The sequence below is a fragment of the Amycolatopsis sp. NPDC039088 genome, assembly GCF_055598845.1.
Map to the genome: position 1 here is coordinate 40861 of NZ_JBVKAE010000015.1, position 24911 is coordinate 65771.

A 24911-nucleotide genomic window follows, 5' to 3' on the forward strand; every position below is an offset into this window, starting at 1 on the left:
ATGCGAACTAGCGCATTTAGAGGACTAAATGCGTGGGGTCGGGCGGGTCAGGGCGTGGTCCACTTCTGGTTGGCGGTACCGGCACAGGTCCAGAGCTGAAGCCGGGTCCCGTTCGCCGACGAGTTCCCGGTGGCGTCGAGGCACTTGTTCGCCTGCGGGTTGACGATGTCCCTCGCTCCGCTGACCGTCCACTTCTGCGCGCCGGAACCGTTGCAGTCCCAGAGTTGTACGGGCGCGCCGTCTGCGGTCGAGCCGCCGGAGACGTCCATGCACTTGCCCAGCGCGCGGATCGTGCCGTCGCCGCCGACGGTCCAGTTCTGGGCGGCGTTGCCGTTGCAGTCGGTGAGCTGGATCGGCGTTCCGTTGGCGGTGTTCGCACCGGCGACGTCGACGCATTTGCCGCCGATGCCGGTGATCCGCCCGGTGTTCCCGGCGGTGCCGCTGGAGTTGACGTGCACGTAGTCGACGACGAGGCGCTGCGGGAAGACGGTGCTGGAGTTCGGGTCACCCGGCCAGTACCCGCCGACGGCGAGGTTCAAGATCAGGTAGAAGGGGTGGTCGAAGACCCAGCGGTTGCCGTTGAGATCGGCAGGAGTCCTTGTCTGGTAAAGGTTTCCGTCCACGTACCACTTGATCTGGTTCGGCGCCCAGTCCACGGCGTAGGTGTGGAAGTCGTCGGAGAAGTTCGGGCCGTTGTAGGCCGCGCCGATACCGCCCGCGCCGGAGTAGCCGGGGCCGTGGAGGGTGCCGTGCACCGTGTTCGGCTCGAAGCCGACGTTCTCCATGATGTCGATCTCGCCGCTGTTGGGCCAGCCGACGTTGCCGATGTCGGCGCCGAGCATCCAGAACGCGGGCCACATCCCCTGTCCACGCGGCAGTTTCATCCGCGTTTCGAACCGGCCGTACGTCTGCGTGAACTGGCCCTGCGTGGACAGTCTCGCCGAGGTGTACTCGCAGCGGCCGTACCAGCAGTTGTAGTTGCCGGGGTTCTCCTTCTTCGCGGTGATGACCAGGTTGCCCTGGCCGTCGAGCGCCGCGTTGTCGGTCCCGGACGTGTACCACTGGCGCTCGTGGTTGTTCACGTTGTCGCCGGTCTCGAAGTGCCATTTCGAGGTGTCGATCCCGGCGCCCGCGGGACCGTTGAAGTCGTCGGTGAAGGTGGCGGCCAAGACCGCGGCCTCGGAAGCCGGAGCCTGGGTCGTGGCCGGAAGTGAACCGAGGAGGACGCCGACAGCGAGGAGCGCCGTCCAGCGGATTCGCGATGAGATGGACATCGTTGTCGCCTCTCTGACCGTTGGGGACCCCGCGCGGCAGCGGACGCGGGAGAACGGAAAGCGCGTGGCAGAACTACTTTGTTGTGCCTGGCAACAAAGTATGCATGGTCTCTACCACTGCGACAAGATGTATTTTTCGAACTCGAATTAAGGTCAGGCGGCCGTCCCGCGCTTCGATCCGGCCGTCCGCGGGTCCGCGCCCTGCTCCAGGAGAACCGCGACCGGGAGCGTGGCGGCTCCTATGGCGACGGCGTCCGGTCCGAGCTGGCCGAGTTCGATCTCGGTCTGGTCGAAAACGTGCTTCAGCGCGTGCTCGCCCGCCGCGCGCCGGATCTCGGGCAGGTGCCCCTCGCCGAGCGCGAGCCCTGCCCAACCGCCCAGCACGATCCGTTCCGGGTTGAACAGGTTGATCAGGTTGCCGATCCCGGCACCGAGATAACCCGCGGTCTCCTCGAGCACCTTGGCCGCGGTCTTGGACTTGCCTGCCGACTCCAGCAGGGCGGCGAACTGCGACTGCTCGTCCTCGCCCGCGGCGGTTTTTCCACCACGCGCCTTGCGATAGCGCGCGAGGACGCCCTCCGCGCCGACGTAGGACTCGAGACAGCCCCGCGATCCGCAGCGGCATTCCTGTCCGCCGTAGACGATCGTCGTATGGCCCCATTCGCCCGCGCTGCTGGTGGAGCCGCGGTAGGTGGTGCCGTCGGTGACCACGGCCGCGCCGACCCCGGATCCGATCAGGACGATCACCGCGTGCCGGGCACCGCGTCCGGCGCCGAACCACATTTCCCCCTGTCCCTGGGTTTTCGCGCCGTTGTCGACGAACAGCGGCAGCTCGACCCCCTGCGCGCGCAGCAGATCCGTCAGCGGGACCTCTTCCCAGCCGATGGTGGGCGCGTGTACGCGGAGTGCTTCGCCCTGCTCGACGGTGCCGGGAACGCCGACGCCGACACCGAGCACGGTCGCCTCGTCGACACCCGCTTCCATGATCACTTCCCGGAGCCCGGACGCCACCTGGGCGACGGCCGCCGCCGCGTCGGGCCGCGGCGAGGCGAAGGGATGTTCGACGGTGGCGATCCGGTTCATGGTGAGGTCGAACAGTTCGACCTTCACCCCGGTCTCGCCGATGTCCACGCCGGCGACGTGGCCGTACGCGGGGTCGACGCGGAGCAGGACGCGCGGCCTGCCGCCGTCGGACTCGACCAAACCGGCTTCGACGATGAGGCGTTCTTCGCCGAGCTCGGCGGTCACGTTGCTGACGGTCGCGGCGCTCAAACCGGTCAGACCGCTCAATTCGTGGCGGCTGAGCGGGCCGTCGAAGTAGAGTTTCGACAGCAGGAGGGAACGGTTGTGCCGCCGCAGGTCACGGACGGTGGTGCGCTTGGCAGGCATGCGGTACCCATCTTGTGGCGGCGAAGCTTCCAGGATGCCCCACGACCTTAGCCTCTGCCATGTATTAACTGGTGAAATAAGGCGGCGGACCCACCCGATCGAAGGTGTACCTCGTCCGGGCCGCACGGCGGTAGGGCCTGCCCCACCGCCGGACCGGCGGCTCACTCCATTCTCCGCGGTACCGCCCGGCCCCTAGCGTCAGCACCGAAAAATCCTGCTGGCACTGGGAAAATGTGGGGGATCGGCGATGACCGTCCGACTGGGGCACCGCGACCGACCGGAAACCGAATCGAGGAAGCCCTGGTGGCGACGGCCGTGGCTGGCACCGCTGGCCGTCGTCGTAGTGGTGTTCCTGGCCTTCTCGTTGCCGCCGTATCTGGCGATGGATCCCTCGCGATCACGTGTGCCGCAGCCGCCGGGCTTCACGTCGCACTACTGGTTCCTTGTCGGACACGTCCTGTTCGGCACCATCGCGATGGTCGGGGCGCTGATCCAGATCTGGCCGTGGTTCCGCGCCAGGTACCCGGCGGTGCACCGCAAGGTCGGACGGGCCTACGTGTTCGCCGGGGTGCTCCCGGCGGGGCTGATGGCGCTGACGATCGGGGCACTGAGCCCGTTCGGCCCGGCGACCCGGGTGGCGAACGTGCTGATGGCGGTGCTGTGGCTGGGCTGTACGTTCGCCGGCTGGCGCGCGGCGCGGGAACGCCGGTTCGGTGAGCACCGGCGGTGGATGATCCGCAGTTTCGCGCTGACCATGTCGATCATCGTGAGCCGCGTGATCACGCCGATCGCGATGATCGTGCTGGAACCGCGAATCCCGACCACGTTCGGTGGCAGCGAACTCGCCTACCAGCAGTCGGTTGCCGCGATCGCGGCCTGGTCGAGCGGGACGCTGGTCCTGCTCGTCACGCAGTGGTACCTCGACCGCCGTCCGGCGAAGAAGAAGCCAGCGATCGCGCGATGATCGTCCGCTGGACCTCGGAGGCACCTTCGTAGATACGCGGTGCGCGGACCTCGCGGTAGAGGTGTTCGAGCAGATGTCCTCGCCGCAGCGCCCGCGCGCCGTGGATCTGCACGGCCGAGTCGACGACGTACTGGGCTGTCTCGGTGGCGAACAGCTTCGCCATCGCGGCCCGCCCGGCGAGGTTCCGTTCGCCCGCGTCGTAGGCGGCGGCCGCCGCGTAGACGAGCAGCCGGGACGCCTCGGTCCTGGTCGCCATTTCGGCGAGGGTGTGCGCCACGGTCTGCTGTTTGAGCAGCGGCCCGCCGAACGCGATCCGGGTCTGGGCGTGGGCGACGGCGGCGTCGAGCGCGGCCTGCGCCATGCCGACGGCGAACGCGCCGACGCTGGGCCGGAACAGGTCCAGCGTCCGCATCGCGACGCCGAAGCCGCGGTCCTGTTCGCCGAGCAGTTCGTCCCGCTCGACCCGGACGCCGTCGAAGACGAGGGTGCCGATGGGGTGCGGGCTGACGAGATCGAGATGCTCGCCGGAAAGCCCGGCGCGATCGGCGGGGACGACGAACGCCGAGACACCGCGCGAGCCCGCTTCCGGTGTGGTGCGGGCGAAAACACTGTAGAAATCGGCCTCGGGGGCGTTGGAGATCCACATCTTCTCGCCGGTCAGGCGCCAGCCGTCGCCGTCGGGCTCGGCGGAAAGTTCCAAGGCCGCCGCGTCCGAGCCCGCGTTCGGTTCGGTCAGCGCGAAGGCGGCGACGGCGTCACCCGCGGCCACCGCAGGAACCCACTTCGAGACTTGCGAGTCCTGCCCGGACTGCAGTACCGGATACGTGCCCAAGCCCTGCAGGGCCAACGCGGTCTCGGCCTCGGTGCTCTGGCTCGCGAGGGATTCCCGCAGGATGCAGAGATCCGTCGCGGCCGCCTCCCTGCTCGGGCTGCCGCCGTCGACGCCGGGGAACAGCCGGGAAAGCAGGCCGAGGGCACCCATTTCCTTGAGCAGCGGCCGGTTCACCGCGCCTTCGGTGCCGGATTCGGCCAGCGGACGGAGTTTCTCGGCGCCCAGCCGTCGCACCTCGTCGGCGAAGGCCTGCTGCTGCGGGTTCAACGCGAAGGCGGTCATCGATCGCTCCCAGGTCGCCAGCGGGCGTGCGCCGTGCCGGGTTCCCCCGACCGCAACAGTTCCAGCCGTGGTTTCGGTCCGTCGGTCCGGCCGCCCTGTGGTTTCCGGCTGCCCGCCGCGTACTGCTTGGGCCACGGCATCGGATAGTCCTGCTCGGCGGCGGCGTGCAATGTCCACTGTGGATCATAGAGATGGGTCCGGCCGAGTGCGCACAGATCCGCGCGGCCCGCCAGGATGAGCGAGTTGACGTCGTCGTAGGAGGAGATCGCGCCGACGGCGATCACCGCGATGCCGTACTCGCGCCCGATCTCGTTGCGGATCCGGTCCGCGTAAGGCGTCTGGTAGCTGCGGCCGTACTGGGGTTTCTCCTCGCTGACGACCTGGCCGGTCGAGACGTCGATCCCGGCCGCGCCGTGCTCGGCGAACGCTCGGGCGATCTCGACGGCGTCGTCGACGTCGATCCCGCCTTCGTGCCAGTCTGTCGCGGAGATGCGGACCGTCATCGGCCGCTCGGCGGGCCATGCCGCGCGGACCGCGTCGAAGACTTCGAGCGGGAAGCGCAACCGGTTCTCCAGCGAGCCGCCGTATTCGTCGGTGCGCCGGTTGGTGAGCGGGGACAGGAAGGACGAAAGCAGGTATCCGTGCGCGCAGTGGAGTTCGAGCAGGTCGAATCCGGCGCGCGCGGCGGCGCGCGCGGAGTTCGCGAACTGGTCGCGGATTTCCGCCAGCTCGGGTTTCGTGAGTTCGCGCGGGGTCTGATTCGCTTCGCCGTACGGGATCGCGGACGGGGCGCAGATCTCCCAGTTGCCCTCCGGTAGCGGCTGGTCGATCCCGTCCCACATCAGTTTCGTCGAACCCTTGCGGCCGGAATGGCCCAGCTGGACCCCGATCCGCGCGGGGGTGTTCCCGTGCACGAAGTCGGTGATCCTGGCCCAAGCCCGCTCTTGTTCCTCGGTGTAGAGACCGCCGCAGCCGGGGGTGATGCGGCCGGTCCCGGAGACGCAGACCATCTCGGTCATCACCAGCCCGGCGCCGCCGAGTGCCTTGCTTCCCAGATGTACCAAGTGGAAATCGGTCGGCACACCGTCTTCGGAGGAGTACATGTCCATCGGCGAGACGACGACGCGGTTCGGCAGATCGAGGTTCCCGATACGGAACGGCTGGAACATCGGCGGCCGGACTTCGGTGTCCAAAGTGGACGCGAACCAGGTGTCCAGCTCGGCGGCGAATTCGGGATCTCGCAGCTTGAGATTGTCATAGGTGACGCGGCGGCTGCGGGTCAGGATGTTGAACGCGAACTGCGCCGGATCCTGATGCGTGTACTGGCCGAGGTTTTCGAACCACTCCAGGCTCGCCTGCGCGGCACGCTGGGTCGAGGTGACGACGGGACGGCGCTCGGCTTCGTACGCGCTCAGCGCGCTGCCGGTGTCGGGCTGTTCGTGCAGGCAAGCGGCGAGCGCGAGCGCGTCCTCCATGGCGAGCTTCGTGCCGGAACCGATGGAGAAATGCGCGGTGTGCGCGGCGTCGCCGAGCAGGACGACGTTCTCGTGCCGCCAGCTCGCGCAGCGCACGGTGGCGAACGCGGTCCACTTCGAGTTGTTGGCGAACACCTGGTGCCCGTCGAGGACGTCCGCGCACAGTTCCCGGATGAGGGCGATCGACTTCTCGTCGCTTTCCCCCGGCGCGAGCGAGGTCGCGGCGATCCCGCCGAACGCGCGCTGCCAGACGTCCTCGTGCAGTTCGAGGATGAACGTGCTCGCGGTGTCGCTGTAGGGATAGCCGTGGATCTGCATGATCCCGTGCGGGGTTTCCAGCACGTGGAACTTGAAGGCGTCGAAGACCAGATCCGTGCCGAGCCAGATGTACTTGCAGCGGCGGGTCTGGATGTCCGGCCGGAAGCTCTCGGCGAGAGCGGTACGGGTCGGCGAGTTGACGCCGTCCGCCGCGACGACGAGGTCGTATTCCGCGCTCGCCTCGGCCGCGCTCGGCGCCTGTGTGCGGAACCGCACGTCCACGCCGAGTTCGGCGCAGCGCTCCTGGAGGATGCCGAGCAGTCGTTTGCGGCTCATCGCGGCGAACCCGTGCCCGCCGGAGGTGTGCACGGTGCCGCGGAAATGGACGTCGATGTCGTCCCAGCGCGCGAACTCGCGCCGCATGGCGGCGTGGATGGCCGGGTCGGCGTGCTCGATGCCACCAAGGGTCTCGTCGGAGAACACCACCCCGAACCCGAAGGTGTCGTCGGGCGCGTTGCGCTCCCAGGCGGTGATCTCGTGATCGGGATGGAGCTGTTTCGCCAGCGTGGCGAAGTAGAGCCCCGCCGGGCCGCCGCCTAACACCGCGATACGCACGCCGTTCAGGGTATGTCGCGGTATGTACGACCGTCAACGATACGGGATATGCTCACCGGTATGGAGCGCATCAATCCGCCCGAGCTCGGCCGTCCTTCCGGCTTCTCGCACGCAGTCGCGGCGAGCGGGCGGTTCGTCTTCCTCGCCGGTCAGACGGCGTTGGACGAGGAGAACCGCATCGTCGGCGACGGCGTGGTCGAGCAGTTCGAACGCGCACTGTTCAACCTGCTGACGGCGTTGCGCGCGGCGGGCGGGCAGCCGTCGGACCTGTGCAGCGTGACCATCTACATCGTCGACATGAACGACTACCGCGCCCACGCGCGCGAGATCGGCGCGGTGTGGAAACGGCTGGCCGGGAGCGAATACCCGGCGATGGCGGGGATCGGCGTCAGCCGGCTTTGGGACGCCGAGGCGCTGGTCGAGGTGCAAGGCTTCGCGGTGGTCGCGTAAGTGAGAGATTCGGCCCGCGTCGCGGTCTGATGTCCCCGAGCACATGAGGGTGTCGTGTTCGCGGGTTTAAAGCGGTGGTTCGGGTCGGCGGTTTCGCGTACCCGGATGGACGACACGCGGTGAGCCGTCCCTTCCGGATAGCCGGGCCGCCACGACCGGCCCGGCTCGTTCATCTCACGTCGGGCAGCGTGTGCGAGACGTGCGCGGCCGCGGCCTCGCCCAGCCGCGAATGCAGCGTGAAGAAGAGGTCCGCCGCCCGGATCCCGGCCCAGCCGGACGGCAGAAGTTCGGCCGGGAGGCCAGGGTCTAGGTAGGGCAGCCGCCGCCAGTCGGTCAGCACCCGGACGTAGTCGGCGAACGCTTCGGCCTCGTCCGTGGTCTTGCGCCGCTGCCACCGGCGCAGCGCGGGCGTGTGCTCGTCGAGGAAGGCGGTGTACAGCGCCTCGAGCTGGTCGAGGTCCCACCACTCACGGATCTTCTCCCGCACGTCACCGAACGCGAGATGCTCGGCGTGGAAGAGATCGGCGTAACCCTCCAGTTCGAGCCGTCGAAGCATGTCTGAGGTCGCGTCGCGCAGGTGCGCCGGCGCGATCCAGACGCCGGACGACGCGGTCCCGAAGCCGAGCCGGGCGAGCTGTGTGCGAAGAACGTGCCTTTTGTGCCGTTCGGCCTCCGGGACGGAGAACACCGCGAGCAGCCAGCCGTCACCGGGGGTGGCGCGTTCGCGGCGGAAGATCCGTTCGTCGCCTTCGCGCAGGATCGCCAGCGCGGTCTCGGAAAGTTCGTACCCGGCCGCACCGTTCCGGCGGACCGCGGAAAGGATCCCGCGCCGCTTCAACCGGGAGATCGACGACCGGACGGCGGGTTCCTCGACGTCCACGCCGGCCAGCAGGTCGATCAGGGACCGGACCGAAAGCCAGCCGCCTTCGCCGCGCGAGTACAGGCCGTACACGGTCACGATGAGCTGGCGCGGTTGCGCCGTTCGCCCCGCGCCGTCGACTTCGGTTGCCTCCGACACGGCCGTCACCCGGTCACCATAACAACGAGCCACCCGCTTCCGCGCCGTCGGCGTTTCGGCCGTGACCGAAGTGTTCCGCACTTAACGTCACGGTATGGAGAATCCCCTGACCGAAGCCCCTGTCCCGCCGGTGCCCTGCGACGTCGAGCCGGGAGGCGTCCGGTGGCTGCGGGCGAACGTCGCCCGGTTCAGCCGTCCGGAAGACCACCCGCGGCGGCGCGCGCTCGTGCTCGCGGATTTGGCGACGATGGGGTCCGTGCGGGCCAAGGCCTTCGCGTTCACCCAGGAACTACGGCACGAAACGGTCGACCGGATCGTGTGGACGGTCCCGGTCGCCGTGCTGGCGGCCGAACTCGGCCTGCCGGACGTTTCCCGCGACATCGCAACGGTTTCAGCCTGCTACCACCCGCATACTGAACCCGGGGCCCACGCCGACGAGGCCATGGCGCGGCTGATCGAGGTCTGCGGCGGCGACGCCGACGAGCGGACGGCCGCGCGGATCGGGTTGCTGGTGCAGGCCTGCGACGCCACGGCCAAGTTGCTCACCAAGGCGTTGGCCGCGCACCGGCCCGGCGAGGACGCCGCGAGCCTGCTCGATCGGGTCCTGCGGGAGGATCCGCCGGTCCGGATCACCCGACGGTGGGTCGGCGGCGAGGTCGTCGAGGTGGATATCTCGGATCGGCCGTTCGGAGCAGGGCCGAAGCGGTGCCCGGGACAGGCACTGGCGCTCGCGGTGGCCACGGGAATTCTCGACGTCCTCTTGTGCTAATACTTACCCCGGTCATCTGGAACTGGGGAGTTTTCCATGCTGTATTTCAATGGTCTATTCGGCGTTCTGACGCTCGGCCTGTGGATTTTCTGCATCGTCGACGTGATCACCACCGACGAGGGTTCGTGCCGCAACATGCCCAAGGGGATGTGGCTCCTGCTGGTGCTGCTGGTCCCGCTGATCGGCTCGATCGTCTGGCTGGTCGCCGGTCGTCCGCAGCATGCCGTCCGCGCGCCGCGCGGCCGCTACGAACGCGAGTCCCCGGCGTTCCCGGAATACGACCGGCCTGGCCGCTTCGCGGCGACGAGCCCTGAGGACGACGAAGAGTTCTTGCGCAAGTGTCGTGAGCGTGCGGAAGCGCAGCGCCGCAAGGCCCGCGAGAGCGGCTCTGAGTAGCCTCGGTGGAGGGAACGACACTGGAGGAAAGAATGTCCGACACGCTCGACTGGAACAAGAACATCATCAAGGAGTTCCGCGAGAACGAGGGGAAGGTGGGCGGCCCGTTCGAGGGCGGCTCCCTGCTGCTGCTCACCACCATCGGCGCGAAGAGCGGCGAGCCGCGGACGTCGCCGCTCGCGTACGCGGAGGAAGACGGCAAGTACATCGTCGCCGCGTCGTACGCCGGAGCCGACAAGAATCCGGCCTGGTACCACAACATCGTGGCGAACCCGAAGGTCACCATCGAGGTCGGCACGGAGAAGTTCGAGGCGACCGCGACAGTCGTACTCGAAGACCGCGCCGAGCGCGACAGGCTCTACGCCAAGATGATCAGCCTCATGCCGGGCTTCGCCGACTACCAGGAGAAGACCGACCGGGTCATCCCGATCGTCACGCTCTCCCGCTGACCCGTCGCATCTAGTCCTCTGAATGCGGTAGTTGCCGACGCCGACTACCGCATTCAGAGGACGAAACGCAGGGGGTCAGCGCGCGGCGCTGGGTGCTTCGACGGCGGCGCTGGGGGCCTTGAGTTCGGCCTCGGCCGCACGCAGGGCCTTGCGCTCCTGGCGGCGCGCGATCAGCTTCTTGCCGGTGGTGATCATCGGCTGCTCGACCCAGCGGTGGATCAGGTCCGCGATCCCCAGCCCGACCGCGAACACGGTCAGCGCGCTGATCATCCGGTGCTCGCCCAGCGGCGGGATCGCCGCGACCACGGCGAAGTGCACCGGACCCTGCAGCAGGTAGAGCGAGTACGACCGTTCACCGACGAAGCGCATCGGCTTGGTCGCCAGCAGCCAGCGCAGCGGCCCCGGCGAGACCAGCACGACCAGCAACATCGCCGAGAGCAGGCCGTAGGCGATCAGCAGGCCCAGGTTGCTGTCGGTCTTCCACCACAGGCTTTCCATGTTGACGTGCAGGACGGCGAACGCGCCGAACACGGGGATCGCCGCGAGCGGGTGGGTCAGCGGTTTGACCACCGCGTAGGACCGGCGGTAGTGCATCGCGATCGCCAGCACGCAGCCGATCAGCAGGATCGCGTAGTGCACGGTCGACCGGTAGATCGGCACCTGCGGGCCGTTGAGCACCCAGCCGCTGGTGACGCCGACCAGGCCGGCCATCAGCGCGAAAGCGGCGATCGCCAGCGCCAGCTTGCGCCAGGCCGCGGCCAGCCCGACGGCGCCCGCGACCACCAGCAGGAACGGCCAGACCAGGTAGAACTTCTCCTCGATGCCCAGCGTCCACGAGCCGCTGAAGAAGTTGTCCGCGCCGTTCGGCTTGCTGCCGGGCAGGAACTCGTTGAAGAACGTCAAGTAGTACTTCAGCGCGTGCGGGAACTCGCGGACGAAGAACTCGCCGCGCAGCCACACGAACACGATGATCCCGCCGAGGATCACCAGGTACGGCGGCAGGATCCGGAACACCCGGCGCAGGTAGAACGCCGAAAGCGAGATCCGTCCCGTCCGGTCCTGTTCACGCAGCAGCAGCGTCGTGATCAGGAACCCGGACAGCACGAAGAAGATGTAGACACCCACCCAGCCGGACAGCCAGCTCCACTTCGGACCCGCGAAGTGGAAGAGGATCACGATGGTGGCCGCGATGGCGCGCAGCCCGTCGAGCGCGGGGAAGCGACGCATGGCGAGGAACTCGTCATGGCCCAATGTGCGCACAGTGCCCCCTAATGGCGGTGTCGGCCCGGAAGTATACGGGGGCCGACCACTGTGCCTTCGCCCCGGATGGGGGCCTCCTACCTGCGGATTTCGGAGATCACCCAGCGTCACGCGCAGGCTTGACGTTATGCGTCAGCCGGAACCTGTTCGCCGGGTCGACGGCCGCCTTGACTTCGGCGAGGCGCCGCAGATCCGCTGGGGAGTACACCTTGGACGCTTCGTCGCCCGCGTCGCTCTCGCCGTAGACGAAGGTCAGCAGTTTGCCGGTCGACCAGGGCTTCAGCGCGTCGAACAGCTTCCCGTGCGCGGCCTTGATCTCGGGCAGCGCCGCGTCATCCACTACGGACAGTGCGCGCACGGTGAAGGCGGCTTCACGGTCCCAGCCGACGCCAGGGTGCTCGGGCGCGTCGGACAGCGCGCCGCCGAGCAGGTCCAGCAGGATGACGGTCGGCACCGGGGCGCCGGGGCCGGCGTGTTCGAGGATCGCGTCGAGCATCGTGTCGTTCAGTTCGGGCACGGTGACGTTGTCGGCGCGGTAGCCGTGCGGGAACGGCGGCTCGTTCGCGATCGAGCCGGATTCGGTGAACGGGATCTCGGCGAGCGTGTCACCCAGCACCGGGGCGACGGCGCGCAGCGGCGCGACGAGGCGTTCGCCCTCGGCGGCGTCGCCGAGGTAGGCGATCCGGATCTGGGCGACGTGCTTACCGCGCAGCGGCTCGGGCACCATCGGCAGATCCGGCATCGGGACCATGCCCAGCGACGACGTCATCTCGCGGGGCATCCCGGCCGCCCAGTCGCGCCAGGCGCGGAGCACCGTCGCCAGCGATTCGGTGCCGAACTGCAGGCTGCCGCCATACAGATGGGTGACGGGGACGAGCCGGAATTCGAGCGCGGTGACGATCCCGAAGTTGTCGCGGCCGCCACGCAGGGCCCAGAACAGGTCCTGCTCGGTGTCCGGGGTGGCGCGCCGGAGTTCGCCGTCGGCGGTCACGACCTCGATGGCGGTGACGTGGTCGGCGGCGAGGCCGTACTTCCGCCCGAGCAGGCTGAACCCGCCGCCGAGGGTGTAGCCGACGACACCGACGCCGGGGAACGAACCGCTCAGCGGCGCGAGCCCGTGCTCGGCGGCCGCCTCGATGACCGCTTTCCAGCGGACGCCGGCGTCGACCCTGGCGATCTCGCCGTCGACGCGGATGCCGGTCATGCGCCGCGTGGTGATCAGCACGCCGCCTTCGAAGGGGACGCCCACACCGTGCCCGGTCGAGTGGACCGCGACCGGCAGGTCGTGCTCGGCGGCGTATCGGACCGCCTCGACGACGTCGGCGGCCGAAGCGGCGGCCACGATCACATCGGGGCGCCGGGATACCGCGGTCTGGAAGCCGGTGAGTTCGTCGTCGTAGCCGGAGTCGCCGGGGCGGAGCATCGTGGTCATGGGACCAGCCTGGTCTCGATCCGACCAGAAGTCCAAGATCTAGTTCGTCTGGCAACTAGAATCGCCGGTTATGGAACTGCGTCAGCTCGAATACTTCGTCGCGGTGGCCGAGGAAGCCAACTTCACCCGCGCCGCCGAGCGGCTGCACGTCGCCCAGCCCGGGGTCAGCGCCCAGATCCGCCGCCTCGAACGCGAACTCGGGCAACCGTTGCTCGACCGGTCGGCCCGCGCGGTGCGGCTGACCGAGGTCGGCGCGGCCGCGCTGCCGCGCGCGCGGGCCGCGCTCGCCGCCGTCGCCGGGGTGCGGCAGGCGGTCGACGAACTCACCGGACTGGTCCGCGGCCAGGTCTCGATGGGCATGGTGTCCTCGCGCGGGCCGGTCAATCTGCCGGATCTGCTTGCGCGGTTCCACGAACGCCATCCCGCGGTGGACATCACGCTCGCCGAGGCGACTTCCGACATCCTGCTCGCGGGCGTCGCCGACGGCCGGTTCGACGTCGCGCTGATCGGGCTCTCCGGTGAACCGCCGCCGGGGATCGGCTTCGAGGTCGTCCTCGACGAACCGCTCGTCGCCATTTCCGGGCCGGACGATGCGCTCACTTCGCGAGCCACGATCACGCTGTCGGAATTGGAGAGCCGGTCACTGGTGAGCCTGCCGAAGGGCACCGGAATGCGCGCGATCGTCGACGCGGCGTTCCTCGCCGACAGCGCGCAGCCGAGGGTGACGCTGGAGGCGGGCGACCCGAACGTCGTCGCCGAACTGGTCGGTCGCGGGCTCGGTGTCGCCGTGGTGCCGATGTCGCTGGCCACCTACTACGAGAACCTGCACGCCATGGAGATCACCCGGCCTGCCGGGCTGCGGGCGAAACTGGCGCTGGCCTGGCGGACGGAGGGGCCGGTCAGCCCCGCCGCCCGCGTGTTCATCAGTCAGGCACGGGCGCTGCTCGCCTTGTGAGCTTCCACAGTGTGGTCACTTCCTTCGCTCGCGCGGCGTGCAGCGGATCGGTCGGATCGGTGGCGCGCGGATGCTTCGGCCGGGTGGCCTCTCGTCCGCGGACTTCGAGCCCGGAGCGCCGGAACGCCGCGAGCAGCTGGTCACGCGTGCGCAGGCCCAGCAGTTCGGCGAGGTCGGACAGGATCAGCCAGGCCTCCCCGCCGGGGGTGAGATGCCGGGGCAGCCGGTCCAGGAAGGCGTGGAGCATCCGGCTACCCGGGTCGTAGACGGCCCGTTCGAGCGGGGTGTGCGCGCGAGCCGGCAGCCAAGGTGGGTTGCAGACGATCAGCGGCGCGCGTCCTGGCGGGAACAAATCCGTTTCGAGGGTTTCGATTCCCTCGAAACCGAGGCGCTCGAAATTCTCGCGTGCGCAGGCGAGCGCGCGGGGTTCGGTGTCCGTCGCCACCACTCGTTTCACCCCGCGATGGGCGAGAACCGCGGCGAGCACGCCCGTTCCGGTGCCGATGTCGAAGGCCAGTTCCGTCGCGGGTAACGGGGTTTTCGCCACCAGATCGACGTACTCGCCGCGGATGGGGGAGAAGACGCCGTGATGCGGATGGATCTTCGCGTCGAGCGCCGGGATTTCGACGCCCTTGACCCGCCACTCGTGCGCGCCGACCACGCCGAGCAGTTCGGGCAAGGACACCAGCGACGCGGTTTCCGAAGGCCCGTAGACCTCGGTGCAGGCCGCACGGACATCCGGACCGCGACGCAGCGGCAGGACGTGTCCCGGTTCCAGCGGAACCAGCAGCCTGCCGAGGATCCGCGCTCGGCGTGCTTGGTGATTTCGCTTGTCCTGAAACGTTTTTCCGGTCGTCGCCGGACAGCGGCGGCCCATCGCGGCGAGCAGGTTCCGCGCGTTCGGGAAATCGCCGTGCCAGGTGAGACCGGTGCCTGACACGGCGAGCCGATACGCCTCGTCGGCGGTGAGTTCGTCGCCGACTTCGACGACGTGGCGTGGTGGATTCGTACCGGTGGTGGTCAGCCAGCGCCGACCACCACCGTCCATTATGGACAGGGAGTTCATGAGGTTCCGTTCCTGTTTCCGCCCACGGCGAAGAGACCCGCGAGCGTTGTTCCGTCGGGCGTTTCAGGAACGGCGGCTAGTGAACGGCCGCGGCATGAACCGGTGTCGACACGAATCCGATGCTACCGGAAGGCGGCGGCGTGGTCGGCCGCCCAGACCTCGAAGTCCAGCGCCGGCCTGCCGGTGACGTCCTCGACGGTCGAGGTGACCTCACCGGGCTCTTTCACCAGTGCGCGGAACCCGGCCAGCATCGTGTCGACGACGAAGTCCGGCATGTTCGCGAGCATGGCCGCCCTGGCCTCGTCCAGGGGAATCTCCTCCCAGTGAGCCGGACGCCCGGCGGCCTCGCCGATGAGCCGCACCTGGTCGATGTGGGTGAGCGGCCGTGTGCCCGTGAGGACGTACTTCGCTCCCGCATGCCCGTCGCCGGTCAGGGCCTCGACGGCCACCGCGGCGATGTCGCGTTCGTGGATCAGCGACATCGCCGCTTCGCCGTATGCCCCGCGGACGACGCCGTCCGAACGGATCGACGGCGCCCAGGCGAGGGTATTGGTCGCGAACCCTTGCGGTCGCAGGAACGTCCAGTCCACGCCGGTGTTTTCGATCGCCTCCTCGACGACCCGGTGCCAGGCACCGATCGGATTGTTCTGTTCCGCCGAGGAATCGTCGACGGCGCCGGAGGAAAGGAACACCACGCGTTTCACCCGTTCGCCCAGCAGCGACACCGTGGGCAGGAGCGCTTCAGCCGAGCCGGAGAGCATCAGGAACACCGTGTCGACGCCGTCGAGCGCCGGTGCGATCGTTTCGGGTTTCGCCAGGTCACCGCGGACGCCGTCGCCCGATGGGTTCCTGCTCAACGCCCGGACCGGAATGGCCCTCGCCCGCAATTGGCCGACTATCTGCGCGCCGACGTTCCCCGTCGCACCGGTCACCAGGATCGGCTTCATGCCGCCACCGCCGACACGACCGGGCGGTACCGCTTGACCGTCGAGCTCTTCATACCCGGGTGCTGACGAACCGCCTTCCAGGCGTCGGTCGTACCGATGCCGCCGCTGTCGCCCGGCGCCTCCAGCGCGGCGATATGGGCTGCCTCGCTGACCCATTCGGCGTAGTTCAGCATCCGGCGGCCGTCGGTGCTGAGGTGGAAGAAGCCCGAAACGCCGCCGGATGCCGGGGTGGGTTCCGAGTCCAGCGCCGCGAAGACGAGGTCGACCCATTCGCGCTGCTGCCGCTCGTCGGCACGGTCGAACTCGACCGAGACGACCACGAGCACCCCGGGCTCGCCCTCGCCGCGTCCGCCGCGGTAAAGGCGGTACACCGGCGCGCCGTGCAAGTCCTTGATGGCGTCTTCGCTGGTCCACTGCTCGTAGGTGAAGGCACCGTCGTGGCCGACTCCCTCGTACGCGGTGACGGAGACGAGGCCTTCGGCTCCGTTCGCTCGCGCCTCGAACGCCGCCTGCGCCGCGTCGGCGTCCGGGTGTTCCCGTGCCACCGCGACCAGCCCGTCCGCCGGTGTCGGCCAATCTCCCTTGTGGATGGTCATTTTCGCGATCCCCTGTGCTGTCATGCCTCCAGCTTGGAACTTAAACAAGGGTTTAAGTCAAGCTAGGATGGCGGACATGTCCGAACTGCCGTCCGAACTCACCATCGGGGAGCTGTCCCGGCGCAGTGGGGTCGCCACCTCCGCCTTGCGGTTCTACGAGCGCCAGGGCCTCATCAGCAGCAGGCGTACCAGCGGAAACCAGCGCCGGTACCCGCGGGCGACGCTGCGGTTGGTCGCGTTCATCCGCGCGTCGCACACCCTCGGCATCCCCTTGGAGGTGATCGGCTCCGTGCTCTCCTTCCTGCCGGAGGGTGCCGCGCCGGACCACGCGTTCTGGCGGCGTGCCTCCGAATGCTGGAGCGCCGAACTCAACAAACGCATCGAGCAGCTGGAGTGCATGCGCGACCGGTTCACCGAATGCATCGGCTGTGGCTGCCTGTCCTTCGATCAGTGCGTGCTGGTCAATCCCGCCGACTTCCTCGCCGCGAAGGGACCAGGCCCGGCCCGGCTGATCAAGGACTGACCGCGGCCAGTTTCCGTTCCAGCAGACGGCGTTCGGCGCTGTTCTCCGCCTGCCGGATCGCCGCCTCGTACGCCAGCGCCGATTCCGCCTCGCGGCCGAGCCGGTGCAGCAGATCGGCGCGGATGGCGTGGTACAGATGGTATTTCTCCAGCCGCAGGCCATCGACGACGTCGAGTGCCGAGCCGGGACCGTCCACTTCGGCCACCGCGACGGCCCGGTTGAGCGCGACGATCGGGGTCGGGTTCATCGTCAGCAACAGGTCGTACAGCTGCACGATCTGCGACCAGTCGGTGCTTTCCGCGTCGGCGGCGTCGCTGTGGACGGCGTTGATCGCCGCCTGGATCTGGTACGGCCCCGGCTGATTCCGCCGCAGGCAGGCGCGGATCAGCGTCTGCCCCTCGTCGATCAGTTCCCGGTTCCATCGCGACCGATCCTGTTCGGCCAGGAGTACGACGTCGCCGTCCGTGCCGGTGCGGGCGGCGCGGCGGGACTCGGTGAGCAGCATCAGCGCCAGCAATCCGGTGATTTCGGGTTCGTCGGGCATCAGTTCGGCGAGCAGCCTGCCGAGCCGGATCGCTTCGGCGCACAGGTCCTCCCGCACCAGCCGGTCACCGGAACTGGCCGTGTACCCCTCGTTGAACACGAGGTACACCACGGCGAGCACCGAACGCAGCCGGTCCGGCAGGTCGGCGTCTTCCGGGACGCGGTAGGGGATCTTCGCGTCGCGGATCTTGCCCTTCGCCCGGACCAGCCGCTGCGCCATCGTCGTTTCGGGAATGAAGAAGGCGTGCGCGATCTCGCCGGTGGTCAGCCCGCCCAGCAGTTTCAACGTCAGCGCGACCTGCGCGGTGACGGCGAGCGCGGGATGGCAGCAGGTGAAGATCAGCCTCAAGCGATCATCGCGCACGGGACCCTCCTCCTCGGCTTCGTCACCCGCGTGGATGAGCGCGGCTTGCGCGTGTTTGTCGTCGCGCGCGGCTTCCCGGCGCAGCCGGTCGATGCCCTTGTTGCGGGCGGTCGTGATGATCCAGCCCGCCGGGCTCGGTGGCAGACCGGTGGACGGCCACCGGTCCACGGCCGCGGCGAAGGCGTCCTGGACCGCCTCTTCGGCGATGTCGATGCTGCCGAAGACGCGGACCAGGACCGCCACCGCGCGCCCGTACTCCTCGGTGAAGATCCGGGCGATGTCCTCGCTGGTCAGGGGACGCACGAAGGGTCTTCCTCGCCTTGGAACGGCCGGACCTCGATCGGCAGGTAGGTGATCTCGGCGATCCGGCGGCCCCATGCGAGTGCGGCGTCCAGATCCGGCGCCTCGACGATGGTGAACCCGCCGAGATGCTCCTTGCCCTCGACGTACGGGCCGTCCGTCATCACGATGTCGCCGCTCTCCTTGGCCTGGAGCACCGTCGCGGTGGTCGGCGGGTGCAGCCCGGCGGCGAACACCCAGGCACCCGCCGCCCGCATTTCTTCGTTAAGCGCCCGGAGCTTGCGGGCGATCGGTTCGAGGAACTCCGGCGGCGGGGTGGGGCCGTCGGGCTGGTACAGGCTGATGAGGTACTGGGTCATGGCGTCCTCCTTGTTCGGAGCGGCTTGTCACCCCCTATACGAAGGGCGTCCCGCCGATTCGACAGCGGCGGCGATATTTTCCCGGATTTTTCTTCGCCGACGTATTGTCGCAGGTCAAACTAGCTTGTAGTGCTATCTAGGTAGTACTGCTACATTGCTCGTCGTGGATCAGGACCGGCGAGGCCAGTGGTTGCGGGGAGTGCTGGCACCGTGCGTGCTGGCGCTGGTCGCCGAGCGCGAGTCCTACGGCTACGAGCTGGCCCAGTCGCTCGACGCCGCCGGGCTCGGCCCCATCCAGGGCGGCACGCTCTACCCGGTGCTGTTGCGGTTGCAGCGGTTCGGCCTGGTCACCGCGAGCTGGCGGGACGGGACGGCCGGGCCCGCGCGCAAGTACTACCGGATCACCGCGGCAGGCCGGGAAACGCTGCGGCACGCCACCGCCGACTGGCAGGAGTTCTCCGCCGGGGTGGCCTCGATCTTGCGGGAGGGAAGATGAACCACGACGCATGGCTCACCGCGCTGGCGCACGAACTACGCCGTCGCGGCGTCGGGGAGGACGCCGCGCGGCAGGTGGTCGCGGAGGCCGCGGTGCATCTACGGGAGAGCGGCGGGGATCCGATGCGGGTCTTCGGGCCGCCGCCCGCGTACGCCTCGGCTGTCGCCGAAAGCGTGGGGCGGCCACGGCGCCGTCCGGGCGAGGTGCTGCTGGAAGCGCGCGGCATCACGAAGAAGTACGGCCGCCAGACGGTGCTGAACGGGGTGGACCTCGTCGTGCGGTCGGGGGAGGTCGCCGCGGTGATCGGCGCGAACGGCTGCGGCAAGAGCACGTTCTTGAGCATCTGCGCCGGGCTGACCGGCGCGGACAAGGGCGAGGTCCGCGTCCGCGGTTCGCTCGGCTACTGCCCGCAGGACGGCGGCACGGCGGACTTCCTCGACGCGGGTGAGCATTTCGTCCTGATCGGGGCGGGCCGCGGGATGAGCCGTGAGGAGTCGGCCCGGATCGGTGGAGCCCGAGCCTCGGCGCTGGATTGGACGCCGGGGCGGGGAAAACAAGCGCGGCATCTGTCCGGCGGGACACGGCAGAAACTGAACCTGGTACTGGCCGGGCTCGGCGAACCGGACGTCCTCCTGCTCGACGAGCCCTACCAGGGTTTCGACAAAGGCACCTACCTCGACTTCTGGCACCAGGTCTGGCAATGGCGGGAGGCGGGCAAGGCCATCGTCGTGGTCACCCACCTGCTCAACCAGCTCGACCGGGTGGACACCGTGCTCGAACTCTCCCCGGCCCGGAAGGCGGTCGCGTGAAGAAGGTACTGACGGTCGCCGAAATGGCGCTGCGCGAACTTCTGCGCCGCCGGGCGGTCCTGCTGATCCTCCTGTTGCTGCCGCTGGTGTTCTACCTGAGCAGGCGCGGTGACCACCTCGGCCAGTCGATCCGGTTCGTCTGCCTCGGCCTCGGCTGGGCGCTGAGCACCGCCGCGCTGTTCGCCGGCAGCGCGAGCCGTGCCATGGAACCCCGGCTGCGGCTTTCGGGCTACGGCTCCCATCACCTGTACCTCGGCCGGTTGAGTGCACTGTGGACGGTCGGATTGGTCTTGTCCGCGCCGTACTTCGTGCTGATCCTCGTCGACCAGCACGACGTCCGGTACGGCTCGGTCGGCCTGATCATGGTGCTGACGGTCGCCGTGTCGGCGCCGTTCGGGCTCGCGCTCAGTTCGGTGCTGCCGCGCGAACTCGAAGGGACGCTGGTCCTGCTGGTGGTCGTCGGCCTGCAGATGATGGCCGATCCGTCGAGCCTGGTCGCACGGCTGCTGCCGTTCTGGTCGAGCCGGGAGATCGGGACCTACGCCATCGACCACACCGACTCCGGCTATCTGACCAGGGGGATCGCGCACGGGGTGATCTCGATGGCGGTACTGCTCGCGGCGGTCGCCGTCGCTTCGGGATTCCGGCTGCGGCGCCGCTCGCATCTCAAGTTCGTTTAACCGTTTTCTCCAGTAGCCGGGCGGTTTCCTGATGGAGCCGCTCGGCTTCTTCGTGGGTGGCGGTGTCGAGTTCGACGCGCTTGTCGCGGATGTAGGCGCTCAACGGTGCTTCGGGCCGGTTCTCGATGAGATCGAGCATCGGCCGGATGGCCTTTTCGGGTGGAGTGCCGAGGACCTTCGCGAGAACGCCGACCATCGCGCGCGACGTCCTGCCGAGCGCGCCCTGATGACTCGTGCGAACGAAGCCGGGGTTGTAGAGCACGTACCGCACGTGGTCGGACGCCAGCCGGAACGCGGACAACAGGCCGAGCCGACGGCTCTGGAGATTCGCGATCTTCCAGCTATGGTCCCGTTCCAGCTGGAGATCGGCCCAGTGGACGGCGTCTGCCGGTGCGCCGGGGACGGTGGTGTCGAGGATCAGCGGCCGCTCGGCGGCGCCGAGGGCTCCCTGGAGTTCCGACGCGAAGATGTGGCGACTCAGGTAGTAGAGCGCGAAGTTGTGCTCGAAGCCTTCGCTGGTCAGCTGTCGGTCTCGGTGCACGTACGCGGCACCGAGCACCAGCGTGTCGACGACGGGGAACCGTGCGGCGATCTCCTTGGTGACACGCAGGTTTTCCGCGACTTCGCGAAGGTCGGCCTTCAAGAAGTGCGCGTCGCCGTTCCTTGCCAGCTCACGGAATTTCGCTTCGCTGCGGCCCACCACGACGACGGTGTGGCCTGCACCGAGCCGGTCGGCCGCCAGTGCGCGGCCGAGGCCGTCGGTTCCCCCGGTGATCACGAACGTGGACATGGTCTCCTCCTGTTCCGGAACACTTGTTCCGGAATGCACTCTATCCGAAACATTCGTTCCGGAACAGCTAGGATCGCGACATGACCACTTCGCGACGTCAGCGCTGGGACGCGGCGCGGAACCGGGCGCAGGTACTGGACGCCGCGCGCGAGACCTTCGCCGAACGCGGTCTCGCGACCGACGTCCGGGAGATCGCGCGGCGGGCCGGCGTCGGCGTCGCCACCCTGTACCGGCACTTCCCGACCAAGGACGACCTGGTCGAAGCCGTGCTGGCGGAGGATGTCGCCGAATGGACGGCCGTTTCCGAGCGCGCGAAGGCCGCCGAGGACGCGTGGGAGGGGATCGGCCTGTTCGTCGAGCGGACGCTGGCGATGATGGCCCGTCACCGGGCCTTCCTCGACGGGCTCACCGTCACCGAAGGCGCGCTCGAAGCTTGCCGCGCACACCTCGCCGAGAGTCTCGACGACCTGGTCGAACGCGCGCTACGAGAGGGCCGCCTGCGGGCCGGGATCACCTCCGCCGACATCGGCCTGCAGATCCTCGCCCTCGGCCGGATCGTCGAACTGACCTCTTCGCAGGGCGATGACGTCTGGCGCAAGCACGCCGCTCTCGTACTCGGCGCGCTCGCGGCCTGAGGTCCTGGCTGGTACTGCCGGACCTAGGTTGAGCAGACCGTTCCTTCTCTCCGCCCTGAGCGGTTTCCTGGACTCAGAACGCGATAACGAGTCCACTTAGGAGAGACAGAGATGACGAACTCCCCGGCACGACACGCGAACAGGGTCGCCGTCGTCACCGGCGCGTCCAGCGGCATCGGCGAGGCGGCCGCACGACGGCTCGCCGCCTCCGGCGCGGCGGTCGCGCTCATCGCCCGCCGGGCGGACAGGCTGGAAACGCTCGCCAAGGAGATCGAACAGGACGGTGGTACCGCGCTCGTACTCGCGGCCGACGTCGCCGACGCCGACGCGATGCGGGCCGCGGCGGCCGAGGTCGAAGCGAAGCTGGGCCGTGCCGACCTGCTGTTCAACAACGCGGGCGTGATGCTGGCCGCGCCGATCGACGAACTCGCGACCGGCGACTGGCAGCGCATGATCGACGTCAACATGTCGGGCCTGATGAACGCGATCGGTGCCTTCGTCCCGCAGCTGGTCGCTTCGGCGGACGAAAAGGGCGTGGCCGACCTGGTGAACACCTCGTCCATCGGCGCGCAGGCCGTCTTCCCGTCCTTCGCCGTCTACGTGGCGTCGAAGGCGTTTGTCACGCACCTTTCGAAGAACCTTCGCGCGGATCTCGGCCCGAAGGGTGTGCGGGTCGCGGCCGTCGAGCCCGGTCTGGTCAAGACCGAGCTGCAAGGCCACGTCACCGACCCCGGCGCGCTCGAATGGCTGGACGGCGTGCGCGAGACGCTGACCTGGCTGGAGCCGGACGACATCGCGGAGACCGTGGCGTTCCTGACCTCGCTTCCGGCGCGGGTGAACCTCCAGCAGGTCACCGTGATGCCCACCGGTCAGGTCTGAGCCGAGGTTCCGGAGAAGAGGATCCGGGCGATCGCACGGGCGGCGGTGTCCGCATCCTCGAGATGCTCGGCACGCAGCGCGCCGGTGAGCCACAGGTTCGCGAAACCGTGCATCAGCGACCACGCGGCGACTCCCGCCATCCCGTCGTCGCTGACCGACGACGCTCCGCTGGTCAGCAGGTGACCCGCGCGGTCGCGGGCGGCGACCAGCGCCGCGTCGTCCTCGCGGTGGAGTTCGGGACGGAACATCACCTCGAAATGCGCGCGATGCTCGATCGCGAACCGCACGTAGGCCACCCCGACCTCCACGAAGTCACGCGTGCGCTCCTCGGCGGCGGCGAGGGCGTCCGCGAGCAGTCCGAACCCCTCGGCGGCCAGTGCGGTGAGCACCCCGGCCTTGTCGCCGAAGTGGTGTACCGGTCCGGCGTGGGAAACACCCGCGCGCCGGGCCAGGTCGCGGAGGCTGATCCCCGCCGGGCCGTGTTCGGTGATGGCCGCGATGGCGGCGTCGAGGACGGCCCGGCGAAGGTCGCCATGGTGGTACGGACTCATGCCGATGAATCTAGTCATTGACAAGATGAGCCGCAACAGCGCATCTTGTCAGTGGAAAGTTTCTCCGTCCGGAAGGCATCGGTCATGGATCCCGGTCTCGTACCCGTCCTCATGTTGGTCGTCGTCACGGCGACGTTGTTCCTGCTCGGGGCGGCGGGCGTGCGGCGTCTGCGGCCCTGGCCGGTGGCCGTGCGCGGCGGCGTCGCGGCACTGTTCGTCACGACCGGCCTCGCGCATTTCATCGGTATGCGTGAGGAGCTCGTCGCGATGGTGCCGCCGGCGTTGCCCGCGCCCGGGTTGCTGGTCACGATCACCGGTGTCCTCGAACTGGCGGGCGCCGCGGGAGTGCTGTGGTCGTGCACGGCGCCGTGGGCGGCAGGCGGGCTGACCGTCCTGCTGCTGGGGATGTTCCCGGCGAACGTGTACAAAGCCCTGAACGGGCCGGTGACTTCGACGATGGACGAACTGGTGCCGCGGAGCCTGATGCAAGTGGTCTTCCTGGCCGCGACGGTCTCCCTGGTGGTGCATTACGCGCGTACGCCGACCAGTCCCTTTTCCCAAAGGAGACCTTAAGTCTTTCCCAAGTACGGGCCCGGCGGTGGAGTACGGCCCTACCATCTGGGAATGAAGATCTCATTGTGGATCGGATTCTGTGGGCTGTGCATCCTCGCCGGGCACATGCTTCTCGGTGCGGTCGGTCTCGTACTGCTGATGAGCTGTCTCCCGGCGGGGCACGATCACGAATCCGGTGACAGAACAGGGAAAGCGCCCGTACGGCTGGTCTGAAGGCCGCACGGGAGGTTTCACCCCATGGTGCTCGCGAAAGCGAGCGCGCCCAGTGCCGGAATGGCCAGGGCCGTCAACAACACCGTCTTCCGATCCGGTTTGGGACTTTCCAGTAATGTTCGGATACCGGCCGGAACCAACGCGACGCAAAGCCCGGCGGTACCGATGATCGACACGATTTCGGTTCCCTTCAACACGCCCAGTGGCAGAAGTCCCATCGTGGCCAGCGCTATCGACCGCGCGATGCCGAGCACCTTCGCGCGATAAGCGGCGAAGGCGAGCAGATACCAGCCGAACATGATGGTGAACGAAAGAAAACTGAACAGGTGCAGGTCCTGATACGACTCGCTGACCACGCTCTCGGCGAAGCCGGCGCCGCGTCGTTCGGCGAGGCCCAGCGCGGCCTGGTCGATCCCGGCATGGAAGGTCCGCTCGAAGAGTCCAATGAGGACAAAGATGCCCGCCCAGGTGGCCAGCGCCGGCCGGGTCCGTCCGATCTTCGTGGCGAGCGCGACGATCGCGGGCCACAGTAGGACGGTGCCCGCCAGGAAACAGGTGTAGGCAGCGGTCATCAGTGCGGGATGTTCGCTCATCGCCCTGAGCTGGCTGGGGAAGAAGAAGTCGAATCGCGAGCGCAGCAGCGTTCCGGTGAGCAGCAGGATCGGGCCCAGCACCATCGAGACCGCGGCGGCGCGGCGGCCGGGGAAGACGTAATCGGTTGGCATACCGGTAAGTCTGTCGATCCGGGCGCCCGCGCGGATCGGCCCGC

At 68.5% G+C, this 24911-nt stretch carries 29 protein-coding genes; 14 read left to right on the top strand and 15 right to left on the bottom strand.

The genetic code is table 11. From position 1 onward, the window contains the following. Positions 1–47: 47 nt before the first annotated feature. Both ACZ7KI_RS20445 and ACZ7KI_RS20450 read right to left on the bottom strand, forming a co-directional pair. Positions 48–1274, bottom strand: a complete 1227-nt coding sequence (locus ACZ7KI_RS20445) for an RICIN domain-containing protein (RefSeq protein ID WP_470274680.1) — start codon at positions 1272–1274, stop codon at positions 48–50. 153 nt (positions 1275–1427) lie between these two features. After that, positions 1428–2663 (bottom strand): ROK family transcriptional regulator, encoded by a 1236-nt coding sequence (locus tag ACZ7KI_RS20450; RefSeq protein WP_470274681.1) that lies wholly within the window; start codon positions 2661–2663, stop codon positions 1428–1430. 247 nt (positions 2664–2910) lie between these two features. Here ACZ7KI_RS20450 and ACZ7KI_RS20455 point away from each other — a divergent pair, with 247 nt between their 5' ends. Beyond that, positions 2911–3627, top strand: a complete 717-nt coding sequence (locus tag ACZ7KI_RS20455) for a DUF2306 domain-containing protein (protein WP_470274682.1) — start codon at positions 2911–2913, stop codon at positions 3625–3627. Here ACZ7KI_RS20455 and ACZ7KI_RS20460 read toward each other — a convergent pair. Then, positions 3569–4741: an acyl-CoA dehydrogenase family protein gene (locus tag ACZ7KI_RS20460; protein WP_470274683.1), complete on the bottom strand. Its 1173-nt coding sequence runs from the start codon at positions 4739–4741 to the stop codon at positions 3569–3571. The genes ACZ7KI_RS20455 and ACZ7KI_RS20460 overlap by 59 nt on opposite strands. Beyond that, on the bottom strand, positions 4738–7089 hold the full coding sequence (locus ACZ7KI_RS20465) for a bifunctional salicylyl-CoA 5-hydroxylase/oxidoreductase (protein WP_470274684.1): 2352 nt from the start codon (positions 7087–7089) through the stop codon (positions 4738–4740). Before ACZ7KI_RS20465 ends, ACZ7KI_RS20460 begins: the two co-directional genes overlap by 4 nt. Positions 7090–7137: 48 nt before the next feature. Between ACZ7KI_RS20465 and ACZ7KI_RS20470 the strand changes: the two genes are divergently transcribed. Further along, complete coding sequence (locus ACZ7KI_RS20470; protein ID WP_470274685.1) at positions 7138–7539, top strand: RidA family protein; 402 nt, start codon at positions 7138–7140, stop codon at positions 7537–7539. Between the two features lie 169 nt (positions 7540–7708). Here the strand turns inward: ACZ7KI_RS20470 and ACZ7KI_RS20475 are convergent, their stop codons facing one another. Continuing rightward, positions 7709–8566, bottom strand: a complete 858-nt coding sequence (locus tag ACZ7KI_RS20475) for a PaaX family transcriptional regulator (RefSeq protein WP_470274815.1) — start codon at positions 8564–8566, stop codon at positions 7709–7711. A gap of 85 nt (positions 8567–8651) precedes the next feature. Here ACZ7KI_RS20475 and ACZ7KI_RS20480 point away from each other — a divergent pair, with 85 nt between their 5' ends. Genes ACZ7KI_RS20480 through ACZ7KI_RS20490 form a run of 3 tightly spaced genes read left to right on the top strand, consistent with a single transcriptional unit; the run spans position 8652 to position 10171 of the window. Beyond that, positions 8652–9326: a cytochrome P450 family protein gene (locus ACZ7KI_RS20480; protein WP_470274686.1), complete on the top strand. Its 675-nt coding sequence runs from the start codon at positions 8652–8654 to the stop codon at positions 9324–9326. A 36-nt stretch (positions 9327–9362) separates the two neighbouring features. After that, positions 9363–9722: a PLDc N-terminal domain-containing protein gene (locus ACZ7KI_RS20485; RefSeq protein ID WP_465502510.1), complete on the top strand. Its 360-nt coding sequence runs from the start codon at positions 9363–9365 to the stop codon at positions 9720–9722. Positions 9723–9754: 32 nt separating this feature from the next. Further along, positions 9755–10171: a nitroreductase family deazaflavin-dependent oxidoreductase gene (locus ACZ7KI_RS20490; RefSeq protein WP_470274687.1), complete on the top strand. Its 417-nt coding sequence runs from the start codon at positions 9755–9757 to the stop codon at positions 10169–10171. A gap of 75 nt (positions 10172–10246) precedes the next feature. Here the strand turns inward: ACZ7KI_RS20490 and ACZ7KI_RS20495 are convergent, their stop codons facing one another. Next, positions 10247–11431, bottom strand: a complete 1185-nt coding sequence (locus tag ACZ7KI_RS20495; protein ID WP_470274688.1) for an acyltransferase family protein — start codon at positions 11429–11431, stop codon at positions 10247–10249. Positions 11432–11528: 97 nt separating this feature from the next. Then, entirely contained in the window at positions 11529–12863 is a 1335-nt protein-coding gene (locus ACZ7KI_RS20500; RefSeq protein ID WP_470274689.1) for an FAD-binding oxidoreductase, read from the bottom strand. A gap of 70 nt (positions 12864–12933) precedes the next feature. Here ACZ7KI_RS20500 and ACZ7KI_RS20505 point away from each other — a divergent pair, with 70 nt between their 5' ends. Continuing rightward, the gene (locus ACZ7KI_RS20505) at positions 12934–13818 is read left to right on the top strand and encodes a LysR family transcriptional regulator (RefSeq protein WP_470274690.1); all 885 of its coding nucleotides are present in this window, start codon (positions 12934–12936) and stop codon (positions 13816–13818) included. Here ACZ7KI_RS20505 and ACZ7KI_RS20510 read toward each other — a convergent pair. From ACZ7KI_RS20510 to ACZ7KI_RS20520, 3 genes are all read right to left on the bottom strand, one after another. Continuing rightward, positions 13787–14884: a methyltransferase gene (locus ACZ7KI_RS20510; protein WP_470274691.1), complete on the bottom strand. Its 1098-nt coding sequence runs from the start codon at positions 14882–14884 to the stop codon at positions 13787–13789. The two genes, ACZ7KI_RS20505 and ACZ7KI_RS20510, sit on opposite strands and share 32 nt — an antisense overlap. 122 nt (positions 14885–15006) lie before the next feature. Next, positions 15007–15831 carry an NAD(P)H-binding protein gene (locus ACZ7KI_RS20515; RefSeq protein ID WP_470274692.1) on the bottom strand — a complete coding sequence of 275 codons (825 nt, stop codon included), beginning with the start codon at positions 15829–15831 and terminating at the stop codon, positions 15007–15009. Continuing rightward, complete coding sequence (locus ACZ7KI_RS20520; RefSeq protein WP_470274693.1) at positions 15828–16451, bottom strand: hypothetical protein; 624 nt, start codon at positions 16449–16451, stop codon at positions 15828–15830. The genes ACZ7KI_RS20515 and ACZ7KI_RS20520 overlap by 4 nt, the downstream gene beginning before the upstream one ends. Positions 16452–16503: 52 nt before the next feature. On the opposite strand from ACZ7KI_RS20520, the gene soxR reads away from it, so the two are divergent. Further along, on the top strand, positions 16504–16950 hold the full coding sequence (gene soxR / locus ACZ7KI_RS20525; RefSeq protein ID WP_470274694.1) for a redox-sensitive transcriptional activator SoxR: 447 nt from the start codon (positions 16504–16506) through the stop codon (positions 16948–16950). On the opposite strand, the gene ACZ7KI_RS20530 is transcribed toward soxR, so the two are convergent. Together ACZ7KI_RS20530 and ACZ7KI_RS20535 are read right to left on the bottom strand one after the other, a co-directional pair. Continuing rightward, positions 16940–18160, bottom strand: a complete 1221-nt coding sequence (locus tag ACZ7KI_RS20530; protein WP_470274695.1) for an RNA polymerase sigma factor — start codon at positions 18158–18160, stop codon at positions 16940–16942. The genes soxR and ACZ7KI_RS20530 overlap by 11 nt on opposite strands. Further along, the gene (locus tag ACZ7KI_RS20535; RefSeq protein WP_470274696.1) at positions 18148–18516 is read right to left on the bottom strand and encodes a YciI family protein; all 369 of its coding nucleotides are present in this window, start codon (positions 18514–18516) and stop codon (positions 18148–18150) included. The genes ACZ7KI_RS20530 and ACZ7KI_RS20535 overlap by 13 nt, the downstream gene beginning before the upstream one ends. A gap of 163 nt (positions 18517–18679) precedes the next feature. On the opposite strand from ACZ7KI_RS20535, the gene ACZ7KI_RS20540 reads away from it, so the two are divergent. From ACZ7KI_RS20540 to ACZ7KI_RS20550, 3 genes are read left to right on the top strand one after another with little or no spacing between them, the layout of a single operon-like run. After that, a complete protein-coding gene (locus ACZ7KI_RS20540) occupies positions 18680–19012 on the top strand; it encodes a PadR family transcriptional regulator (RefSeq protein ID WP_037317652.1) in 333 nt (110 codons plus the stop codon). Beyond that, entirely contained in the window at positions 19009–19821 is an 813-nt protein-coding gene (locus tag ACZ7KI_RS20545; protein ID WP_470274697.1) for an ATP-binding cassette domain-containing protein, read from the top strand. Before ACZ7KI_RS20540 ends, ACZ7KI_RS20545 begins: the two co-directional genes overlap by 4 nt. Continuing rightward, positions 19818–20501 carry a hypothetical protein gene (locus ACZ7KI_RS20550; protein ID WP_470274698.1) on the top strand — a complete coding sequence of 228 codons (684 nt, stop codon included), beginning with the start codon at positions 19818–19820 and terminating at the stop codon, positions 20499–20501. Before ACZ7KI_RS20545 ends, ACZ7KI_RS20550 begins: the two co-directional genes overlap by 4 nt. On the opposite strand, the gene ACZ7KI_RS20555 is transcribed toward ACZ7KI_RS20550, so the two are convergent. Then, entirely contained in the window at positions 20488–21291 is an 804-nt protein-coding gene (locus ACZ7KI_RS20555) for an SDR family NAD(P)-dependent oxidoreductase (RefSeq protein WP_470274699.1), read from the bottom strand. The genes ACZ7KI_RS20550 and ACZ7KI_RS20555 overlap by 14 nt on opposite strands. 80 nt (positions 21292–21371) lie before the next feature. Here ACZ7KI_RS20555 and ACZ7KI_RS20560 point away from each other — a divergent pair, with 80 nt between their 5' ends. Beyond that, on the top strand, positions 21372–21926 hold the full coding sequence (locus tag ACZ7KI_RS20560) for a TetR/AcrR family transcriptional regulator (protein ID WP_470274700.1): 555 nt from the start codon (positions 21372–21374) through the stop codon (positions 21924–21926). Between the two features lie 111 nt (positions 21927–22037). Further along, a complete protein-coding gene (locus tag ACZ7KI_RS20565) occupies positions 22038–22805 on the top strand; it encodes an SDR family oxidoreductase (protein WP_470274701.1) in 768 nt (255 codons plus the stop codon). On the opposite strand, the gene ACZ7KI_RS20570 is transcribed toward ACZ7KI_RS20565, so the two are convergent. After that, complete coding sequence (locus ACZ7KI_RS20570; RefSeq protein ID WP_470274702.1) at positions 22796–23356, bottom strand: TetR/AcrR family transcriptional regulator; 561 nt, start codon at positions 23354–23356, stop codon at positions 22796–22798. The genes ACZ7KI_RS20565 and ACZ7KI_RS20570 overlap by 10 nt on opposite strands. Before the next feature lie 84 nt (positions 23357–23440). Here ACZ7KI_RS20570 and ACZ7KI_RS20575 point away from each other — a divergent pair, with 84 nt between their 5' ends. Together ACZ7KI_RS20575 and ACZ7KI_RS20580 are read left to right on the top strand one after the other, a co-directional pair. Further along, positions 23441–23929 (top strand): DoxX family protein, encoded by a 489-nt coding sequence (locus tag ACZ7KI_RS20575; protein ID WP_470274703.1) that lies wholly within the window; start codon positions 23441–23443, stop codon positions 23927–23929. Positions 23930–23980: 51 nt separating this feature from the next. Beyond that, positions 23981–24142, top strand: a complete 162-nt coding sequence (locus ACZ7KI_RS20580; protein ID WP_470274704.1) for a hypothetical protein — start codon at positions 23981–23983, stop codon at positions 24140–24142. 17 nt (positions 24143–24159) lie between these two features. Here ACZ7KI_RS20580 and ACZ7KI_RS20585 read toward each other — a convergent pair whose 3' ends face one another. Then, the gene (locus ACZ7KI_RS20585; protein WP_470274705.1) at positions 24160–24867 is read right to left on the bottom strand and encodes a hypothetical protein; all 708 of its coding nucleotides are present in this window, start codon (positions 24865–24867) and stop codon (positions 24160–24162) included. Positions 24868–24911: the final 44 nt, after the last annotated feature.